The organism is Phyllobacterium sp. P5_D12 (assembly GCF_054049495.1).
This window is the reverse complement of the sequence record NZ_JBFUMG010000873.1, coordinates 1-1,306: the sequence shown is the minus strand read 5'-3', so window position 1 is coordinate 1,306 and position 1,306 is coordinate 1. Positions and strand designations below refer to the sequence as shown.

General features: G+C 55.4%; 1 protein-coding gene. It reads left to right on the top strand.

What is annotated here, in order from left to right; all coding sequences use genetic code 11:
• Positions 1 to 97: 97 nt before the first annotated feature.
• The gene (locus ACXJ5O_RS27220) at positions 98 to 1,207 is read left to right on the top strand and encodes a Fic family protein (RefSeq protein ID WP_457302632.1); all 1,110 of its coding nucleotides are present in this window, start codon (positions 98 to 100) and stop codon (positions 1,205 to 1,207) included.
• The last annotated feature ends 99 nt before the right edge of the window (positions 1,208 to 1,306 follow it).

Here is a 1,306-nt window from a genome sequence, read left to right as displayed (position 1 = left end):
GTTTTCGGCAATCCTCAAAACAGTATGAGGCATAGGAGGGCTTGCTATAGCTCATGATGTACGTCAGAGTGAGTTATAGAAAGGCGATCTATGCATCATGATCTGGAACTGGCAGCAAGCTGATTGGCYCAATTTCACTTATGACGAAACTGCGCTTGAACCATTGGAGCGCCAGTTCCTGCTGCATTCCGGCGAGTTTTTCGGTGCTTTTCGCCATGTGACTAGYGATGACCGGGACACGTTGCGGATCGAGCTGATCAGCGACGAAGCGTTGAAGACCTCAGAGATCGAGGGAGAATTCCTCAACCGCGACAGMTTGCAAACGTCACTTCGGCAACAATTCGGTTTGGCGGCCGGCAATCAACGTGTTCCCGCTGCAGAGCGCGGCATCTCGGAGATGATGGTCGACTTGTACCGGACATTCGCCGATCCGCTCCAACACGATACATTGTTCAACTGGCACAGGATGTTGATGGCTGGCGAGAGCGATGCCATCCAAATTGGTGGTTACCGCACGCACGAGGAGCCGATGCGGGTCGTTTCTGGCCGTGCCGACAAGCCGACAATCCATTTCGAGGCGCCGCCTTCCATAAGCATTCCGCAAGAGATGAACGCGTTTGCAAGCTGGTTCAACTCGACGGCGCCCGAGGGGAAGACGGTTCTGCCTGCGCTGACCCGGGCCGGGCTGGCGCATCTGTACTTCGTCAGCATTCATCCTTTTGAAGACGGCAATGGCCGTATCGGCCGGGCAATCTCTGAAAAATCTCTCGCCCAGAATCTCGGCCAGCCTAGCCTCATCGCTTTGGCCTATACCATTCAGCGCGCGCGCAAAGCCTATTATGACATGCTCGAACGCAGCAACAAAACCAACGAGATTACCGAGTGGCTTGTCTATTTTGCCGAGACTGTGCTGGAAGCACAGCGTACGACGCTAAAGCGGGTGGAATTCTACATCGTCAAGGCCAAGTTTTACGACCGGGTGCGCGGGCAACTCAACCCGCGTCAGGAAAAAGTCATTGCCCGCATGTTTCGCGCCGGGATCGACGGTTTCAAAGGCGGTCTCAGCGCCGAAAACTACATCAGCATCACCGGAACCTCACGCGCAACGGCAACAAGGGACCTGGCAGATCTGGTTGTCAAAGGAGGTTTGACCAGAACCGGCGAGCGAAGACACACACGCTACCACCTTGATCTCGATGGTATCTGACTAACGCAGCGACGAAAACCAGGCGATCAGCTCGGCGCTGTTGCGCAAGGAATAAGTACGCATGATGCGGGCGCGGTGCGCCTCGATGGTCCGTTTCGA